Source organism: Herbaspirillum sp. BH-1, assembly GCF_002870055.1.
Taxonomy (GTDB): Bacteria; Pseudomonadota; Gammaproteobacteria; order Burkholderiales; family Burkholderiaceae_D; genus Herbaspirillum; species Herbaspirillum frisingense.
Genome location: NZ_PKOI01000019.1, coordinates 81,116 through 88,033, shown reverse-complemented (window position 1 = coordinate 88,033; position 6,918 = coordinate 81,116). Strand labels below are relative to the sequence as shown.

The following is a 6,918-nucleotide window of genomic DNA, read 5'->3' as shown; positions in this document are numbered from 1 at the left end:
AGCTCCGGACCCACCGCCGAACTACGCTGTGGTCCAGCCTATATTCCTTGGCAAGCCCTCTGGCACTGCCTCCCGCCAGATATTTCTGCACTACTTCCTGCTTGAACTTCACATCGTACTTCGCCATAAAAAACACCCCAAAGGTTGGATTTATGTCCAACTTTTGGGGTGCAGTTCAAGGTTGGATTTATGTCCAACTTTTGGGGTGCAGTTCAACGCCTGTTGCCAGGGGTGGGGTTCGTTCATGGGCAGCGCAGTGCGGAAGGATCAGCCTGCCAGCTTCTTGCGCAGCAATTCGGTCAGCTGCGCCGGGTTGGCCTTGCCACGGGTGGCCTTCATGGCCTGGCCGATCAGGGCGTTGATGGCCTGCTCCTTGCCGGCACGGAATTCGGCGACCGACTTTTCGTTGGCGGCCAGCACCTGCTCGACGATGGCTTCCAGCGCGCCGCTGTCGGAAATCTGCTTCAGGCCCTTGGCCTCGATGATGTCGTCGGCCAGGCTGTCCTTGTCGGACGGCGCTTCCCACATGCCGGCGAAGACTTCCTTGGCGATCTTGTTGGAGATGGTGCCGTCGGCGATGCGCTTGAGCAGCAGGGCCAGTTGCGCGGCCTTGACGGGGGCGTCGGCGATGTCGGTGTCTTCGCGGTTCAGGGTCGAGGCGACGTCGCCCATGAGCCAGTTGGCGGCCGGCTTGGACTGATCCTTCCCGGCGGCGGCGACCACGGCTTCGAAGTAGGAGGCCATGCCCTTGGACTGGGTCAGCACCATGGCATCGTATTCGGGTAGGGCATAGTCGGCCACGAAACGCTCGCGCATGGCGGCAGGCAGCTCCGGCATGGTGGTCTTGACGCGGTCGATCCACTCCTGCGAGATGGCCAGCGGCGGCAGGTCGGGGTCGGGGAAGTAGCGGTAATCCTGCGCGTCTTCCTTGCTGCGCATGGAGCGGGTTTCCTTCTTGTCCGGATCGTAGAGGCGGGTTTCCTGGACCACGGTGCCGCCGTCTTCGATCAGCTCGATCTGGCGACGCACTTCGTAGTTGATGGCCTCTTCCAGGAAGCGGAAGGAGTTCAGGTTCTTGATTTCGCAGCGGGTGCCGAATTCCTTCTGGCCGACCGGGCGCACGGAGACGTTGGCGTCACAGCGGAAGGAGCCTTCCTGCATGTTGCCGTCGCAGATGCCCAGCCACACCACCAGCGAGTGCAGGGCCTTGGCGTAGCCGACGGCTTCGGCGGCGCTGCGCATTTCGGGTTCGGTGACGATTTCCAGCAGCGGCGTGCCGGCGCGGTTCAGGTCGATGCCGGTCATGCCCTGGTAGTCCTCGTGCAGGGACTTGCCGGCGTCTTCTTCCAGGTGGGCGCGGGTCAGGTTGATGGTCTTGATCTCGGTCTTGCCGTCCTTCTCGACGGCAAACGACATGGTGCCACCCTGGACCACGGGGATTTCGAACTGGCTGATCTGGTAGCCCTTGGGCAGGTCAGGGTAGAAGTAGTTCTTTCGCGCGAACACCGAGCGCGGCGCGATGGTGGCGCCGATGGCCAGGCCGAACTGGATGGCGCGTTCCACGGCGCCCTTGTTCAGGACCGGCAGCACGCCGGGCAAGGCCAGGTCCACCGGGCTGGCCTGGGTGTTGGGCTCGGCGCCGAAGCGGGTCGAGCTGCCGCTGAAGATCTTGGATTGGGTCGAAAGCTGCGTGTGCGTTTCCAGACCGATGACGACTTCCCACTGCATGATGTTGTCCTTGCGAATTCTGTTGTTGGTGACGAGGGCCAGGTGATCAGGCCGGTTCGCGCAGGTGCCAGTCAGTGGCCTGCTGGAACTGGTGCGCCACGTTCAAGAGGCGCGCTTCGTCGAAGTAGTTGCCGATGATCTGCAGGCCGACCGGACGCTTGCCGTTCTTTTCGCCCTGACCGAAGCCGCAGGGAATCGACATGCCCGGCAGGCCGGCCAGGCTGGTGGAGAGCGTGAAGATGTCGGCCAGGTAGTTGGCCACCGGGTCGTCGGCCTTGTCGCCGAGGTCCCAGGCGACGGTGGGCGAGACCGGGCCCATGATGACGTCGCACTGGCGATCCGGGCCGGCCAGGGCGCTCTGGAAGTCCTGGGCGATCAGGCGGCGGATCTTCTGGGCCTGCAGGTAGTAGGCGTCGTAGTAACCGTGCGAAAGCACGTAGGAGCCCACCAGGATGCGGCGCTTGACCTCTTCGCCGAAGCCTTCGGCGCGCGACTTCTTGTACATGTCGGCCAGGTCCTTGTAGTCGGCGGCACGGTGGCCGTAGCGCACGCCGTCGAAGCGCGACAGGTTGGACGAGGCCTCGGCCGGGGCGATCACGTAATACACGGGGATCGACAGTTCGGTCTTGGGCAGGGAGATATCGACCAGGGTGGCACCGAGCTTTTCGAATTCGGCCAGCGCGCCGCGTACGGCCGCTTCCACGTCAGCAGCCAGGCCGGCGCCGAAGAATTCCTTGGGCACGCCGATGCGCAGGCCTTGCAGGCTCTGGTTCAGCGAACGGGTGAAGTCTTCCTTGGGGCGCTGCAGGCTGGTGGAATCACGCTCGTCGAAGCCGGTCATGGCGTTCAACAACAGGCCGCAATCCTCGGCGGTCTTGGCGATCGGGCCGCCTTGGTCCAGCGAGGAGGCGAAGGCGATCATGCCGTAGCGCGAGACGCTGCCATAGGTCGGCTTGATGCCGGTGACGCCGCACAGCGAGGCCGGCTGGCGGATCGAGCCGCCGGTATCGGTGGCGGTGGCGGCCGGCGCCAGGCGCGCGGCCACGGCAGCGGCCGAGCCGCCCGAGGAGCCGCCCGGGATGGCGGTCTTGTCCCAGGGGTTCTTCACCGGGCCGTAGAAGGAGTTCTCGTTGCTGGAGCCCATGGCGAACTCGTCACAGTTGAGCTTGCCCAGGGTGACGGTGCCGGCGGCGTTGAACTGTTCCACCACGGTTGCGTCGAAGGGGCTCACGTAGTCCTGCAGCATGCGCGAACCGGCCGTGGTGCGCCAGTTGCGGGTGACGAAGATATCCTTGTGGGCGATCGGGATGCCGGTCAGGGGGCCGGCCTCATTGCCCGCCAGGCGGGCATCGGCGGCCTGCGCCTGGGCCAGCGTCAGGGCGCGATCCACATGCAGGAAGGCATTGAGGTCACTGGCCTCGATGCGGTCCAGGAACAGGGTCGCCAGTTCGGTGGCGGAAATCTTGCGCGCTTGCAGTTGCGCGGACAGTTCTTTGAGGGTGAGCTTGTGCATGGAATTGGTTACGCTGCGGTCTTGCGGGCCGGCTGGGCCGGGAACGGTCAGGTTCGGTGAGGGCGCTGAGTGCGGTTGTGCGCCGGGCTTATTCGATCACCTTGGGTACCAGGTACAGGCCATCCTGGGTGGCCGGTGCCGGCTGCTGGTAGTCCTCGCGACGATTGGACTCGGTGACCGCGTCCTCGCGCAGGCGCAGCGCCAGCATCGGCTCGATGGCGGCGATCGGGTGCGACAGCGGCTCCACGCCGGAGGTGTCGATGGCCTTCATCTGCTCCACCAGGGCAAAGATGCCATTGAGCTTTTCCAGCGTTTCACCGGCCTGGGCCTCGGTGAGCTCCAGTCGGGACAGGTTGGCGATGCGTTTGACGTCGGAAAGGGCTAGTGACATGGTCGAAAGGACGCGCCGGGCGCGCCGCATGATGTTGAAATTGGAAGACCCGCAGCCAGTGGGGCCAGGAGCGGTTTTCCGGGCCTCGGCAACGTCGGCGAGTGCGCTTGCGCGGCGACCCGGCCGGGTCATGGCATGTATCGCATGAAAAACGGCAAACCCGCGCCAGATGGCGGTCGGAAGGTCTCGCGATGCGGATATTTTTGGCGGTCCGGCTTGCTGGTTTCTCTGGAATTATAAGGTAGAATGTCGGATTAATGCCTTGCAGGCGCCTGATTTTCGCGTCGCCGCAGCATGAACGGACACCTCCCCCTATCAAAAAGCTAGGCGCCCCATGGCGGGCGCATCAGGACAACTCATGTTTGGATTTCTCCGCAGTTACTTTTCTAACGATCTGGCGATCGACCTGGGTACCGCGAACACGCTGATCTACGCGCGCGGCCATGGCATCGTGCTGGACGAGCCTTCGGTCGTGGCGATCCGCCAGCAAGGCGGCCCCAACGGCAAGAAGACCATCCAGGCAGTCGGCAAGGAAGCAAAGCAGATGCTGGGCAAGGTGCCCGGCAACATCGAGGCGATCCGCCCGATGAAGGACGGCGTGATCGCCGATTTCACCGTCACCGAGCAGATGTTGAAGCAGTTCATCCGCATGGTGCACGACTCCAAGCTGTTCCGCCCCTCCCCCCGCATCATCATCTGCGTGCCCTGCGGTTCGACCCAGGTGGAACGCCGCGCCATCCGTGAATCGGCGCTGGGCGCCGGCGCATCCCAGGTCTACCTGATCGAGGAACCGATGGCCGCGGCCATCGGCTCGGGCCTGCCGGTCTCCGACGCCACCGGTTCGATGGTGGTGGACATCGGCGGCGGCACCACGGAAGTGGGCATCATCTCGCTGGGCGGCATGGTCTACAAGGGTTCGGTACGTGTGGGTGGCGACAAGTTCGACGAAGCCATCGTCAACTACATCCGCCGCAACTACGGCATGCTGATCGGCGAACAGACCGCCGAAGCGATCAAGAAGGAAATCGGCTCGGCCTTCCCGGGTTCGGAAGTCAAGGAAATGGAAGTCAAGGGCCGCAACCTGTCCGAAGGTATCCCGCGCTCCTTCACCATTTCCAGCAATGAAATCCTGGAAGCCCTGACCGATCCGCTGAACAACATCGTTTCGGCCGTGAAGAACGCGCTGGAACAGACGCCGCCGGAACTGGGCGCCGACATCGCCGAAAAGGGCATGATGCTCACCGGCGGCGGCGCGCTGCTGCGCGACCTGGATCGCCTGCTGATGGAAGAAACCGGCCTGCCGGTGATCGTCGCCGAAGACCCGCTGACCTGCGTGGTGCGCGGCTCGGGCATGGCGCTGGACCGCATGGACAAGCTGGGTTCGATCTTCTCGGCCGAGTAATCCGGCATGACCCACGGCCGGCCCGGCAGTTTCAGGCCCGGCCGGCCACTGGCAGTATCAGCACGAACCGGCGGCGATGTACCGCCGGATGAGCGGGGAACCGATACGTTCGATATGACGCAGTCCACACCGACTTGTCACGCCTTGCGCACCCCATGTGCGCATCCGGGGCAGGCACGGCTGGCGCTGGGTCGGGTGAACGCCTCGGCTCCCCTTTTTGTTATCGTCTTCGACGCAGGAAGTGAGTTCTCCGCCTGCAGACGGCCGCGCCACGCGGCCCTGCCGGCGGCCTGACGCCATGGAAATCCCACCACTCTTCAAGCAGGGCGCCTCGGCCCGGGTGCGCGTGACCGTCTTCGCATTGCTGTCGGTCGTGATGCTGGTGGTCGACGCCCGCATGCACGTACTGGGTACGCTGCGCCAGGCGCTGGGCACCGCGCTCTATCCGTTCCAGACGGTGGCCATGATCCCGCGCGATGCCATCACCAATTCGAGCGACTACTTTTCCTCGATGACCTCGCTGCAGCGGGAAAACCACGAGCTGCGCCAGCAACAGATCGTCAATGCCCAGCTGATGCAGCAGGAGCGCCTGCTGGCGGCGGAAAACGCCCAGTTGCGCAAGCTCCTGGACATGCAGCAGAAGGTGCCGGTCAAGTCCATCGTCGGCGAAATCCTGTACGACGCCCGCGACCCGTTTACCCGCAAGATCATCCTCAACCGCGGTTCACAGCAGGGCGTGACGGCGGGCCAGCCGGTGATCGACGAGGTCGGCATCGTGGGCCAGGTAACGCGGGTGTTCCCGTTCACCTCGGAGGTCACGCTGCTGACCGACAAGGACCAGGCCATCCCGGTCCAGGTCCTGCGCAATGGCCTGCGCAGCGTGGCCTACGGCCGTGGCCAGACCGGCGCGCTGGATCTGCGCTTCATGCCGGCCAATGCCGATATCCAGAAGGGTGACGTGCTGGTGACCTCGGGCATCGACGGCGTCTATCCGCCGGGCCTGTCGGTGGCCAGCGTGGCGCTGGTGGAGACGCGCTCGGCCGATTCCTTTGCCCGCATCGTCTGCCGCCCCCTGGCCGGTATCGACCGCCATCGCCAGCTGCTGATCCTGCTGGTGGAAAAGAACCTGCCGCCGCGCCCGGAACCGGACGTCATCGACGAAAAATCGGCCAAGCTGTTCAAGCGTCGCTTGCGTGACAGTACCCGCGACAACAGCGCCGACGAGGCCAATGCCACGCCCAAGGACAAGGCGACCGAGGAACGCAAGGGCAGCGCCGATGCCACCGCGCCGGCCAAGCCTGCCGCCCCGGCCGCTGCCGCCACCCCTGCCGCGCCCACCGGCGCCAAGCCGGCTGCCAAGGAACCCGCACGATGAACAATCAATACATCCTCCTGCCGGCCAGTCCGCTGTTCATCGCGTTCAGCCTGATCGTGGCCTTCGTGCTCAACCTCATGCCCTGGGGGCAGATGGTGGGCGTGCCCGACTTCGTGGCGTTGGCACTGGTGTTCTGGAACATCCACCAGCCGCGCAAGGTCGGCATCAGCGTGGCCTTCCTGATGGGCCTGCTGATGGACGTCAACGAAGCCACCCTGCTGGGCGAGAACGCGCTGGCCTATACCCTGCTGTCCTACTTCGCCATCATGATCCACCGCCGGGTGCTGTGGTTCCCGCTGCGCACGCAGGCGCTGCACGTGCTGCCGCTGATGCTGCTGGCACAGGCGGTGCAGCTGGTGATCCAGCTGCTGGTCACCGGCAAGTCGCCGGACTGGTTCTACTTCAGCGAGAGTCTGGTGTCGGCCCTGCTGTGGCCGGTGGTCAGCCTGCTGCTGCTGGCGCCGCAGCGCCGCGCCGTGAATCGCGACGAGAATCGCCCCATCTGAGGG

General features: G+C 64.7%; 6 protein-coding genes. 3 read left to right on the top strand and 3 right to left on the bottom strand.

Going from position 1 to position 6,918, the window contains the following annotated elements:
• Positions 1-267: 267 nt before the first annotated feature.
• The 3 genes from gatB to gatC all read right to left on the bottom strand — a co-directional run bounded on the left by gatB (position 268) and on the right by gatC (position 3,632).
• Positions 268-1,731: an Asp-tRNA(Asn)/Glu-tRNA(Gln) amidotransferase subunit GatB gene (gene gatB, locus HBH1_RS20660; protein ID WP_255411911.1), complete on the bottom strand. Its 1,464-nt coding sequence runs from the start codon at positions 1,729-1,731 to the stop codon at positions 268-270.
• 43 nt (positions 1,732-1,774) lie between these two features.
• Positions 1,775-3,241: an Asp-tRNA(Asn)/Glu-tRNA(Gln) amidotransferase subunit GatA gene (gene gatA / locus HBH1_RS20655; RefSeq protein ID WP_102664176.1), complete on the bottom strand. Its 1,467-nt coding sequence runs from the start codon at positions 3,239-3,241 to the stop codon at positions 1,775-1,777.
• 88 nt (positions 3,242-3,329) lie between these two features.
• On the bottom strand, positions 3,330-3,632 hold the full coding sequence (gene gatC / locus HBH1_RS20650) for an Asp-tRNA(Asn)/Glu-tRNA(Gln) amidotransferase subunit GatC (RefSeq protein WP_006465687.1): 303 nt from the start codon (positions 3,630-3,632) through the stop codon (positions 3,330-3,332).
• Positions 3,633-3,990: 358 nt separating this feature from the next.
• Between gatC and HBH1_RS20645 the strand changes: the two genes are divergently transcribed.
• From HBH1_RS20645 to mreD, 3 genes are all read left to right on the top strand, one after another.
• Positions 3,991-5,034 (top strand): rod shape-determining protein, encoded by a 1,044-nt coding sequence (locus HBH1_RS20645; protein ID WP_006465688.1) that lies wholly within the window; start codon positions 3,991-3,993, stop codon positions 5,032-5,034.
• A 298-nt stretch (positions 5,035-5,332) separates the two neighbouring features.
• On the top strand, positions 5,333-6,409 hold the full coding sequence (mreC, locus tag HBH1_RS20640) for a rod shape-determining protein MreC (RefSeq protein WP_182993343.1): 1,077 nt from the start codon (positions 5,333-5,335) through the stop codon (positions 6,407-6,409).
• Complete coding sequence (gene mreD / locus HBH1_RS20635) at positions 6,406-6,915, top strand: rod shape-determining protein MreD (RefSeq protein ID WP_077234836.1); 510 nt, start codon at positions 6,406-6,408, stop codon at positions 6,913-6,915. The genes mreC and mreD overlap by 4 nt, the downstream gene beginning before the upstream one ends.
• The last annotated feature ends 3 nt before the right edge of the window (positions 6,916-6,918 follow it).

Coding starts and splice junctions, on each gene's coding strand:
- gatA (WP_102664176.1), bottom strand. CDS start 3,241: ATGCACAAGCTCACCCTCAAAGAACTGTCCGCGCAACTGCAAGCGCGC.
- gatC (WP_006465687.1), bottom strand. CDS start 3,632: ATGTCACTAGCCCTTTCCGACGTCAAACGCATCGCCAACCTGTCCCGA.
- HBH1_RS20645 (WP_006465688.1), top strand. CDS start 3,991: ATGTTTGGATTTCTCCGCAGTTACTTTTCTAACGATCTGGCGATCGAC.
- mreC (WP_182993343.1), top strand. CDS start 5,333: ATGGAAATCCCACCACTCTTCAAGCAGGGCGCCTCGGCCCGGGTGCGC.
- mreD (WP_077234836.1), top strand. CDS start 6,406: ATGAACAATCAATACATCCTCCTGCCGGCCAGTCCGCTGTTCATCGCG.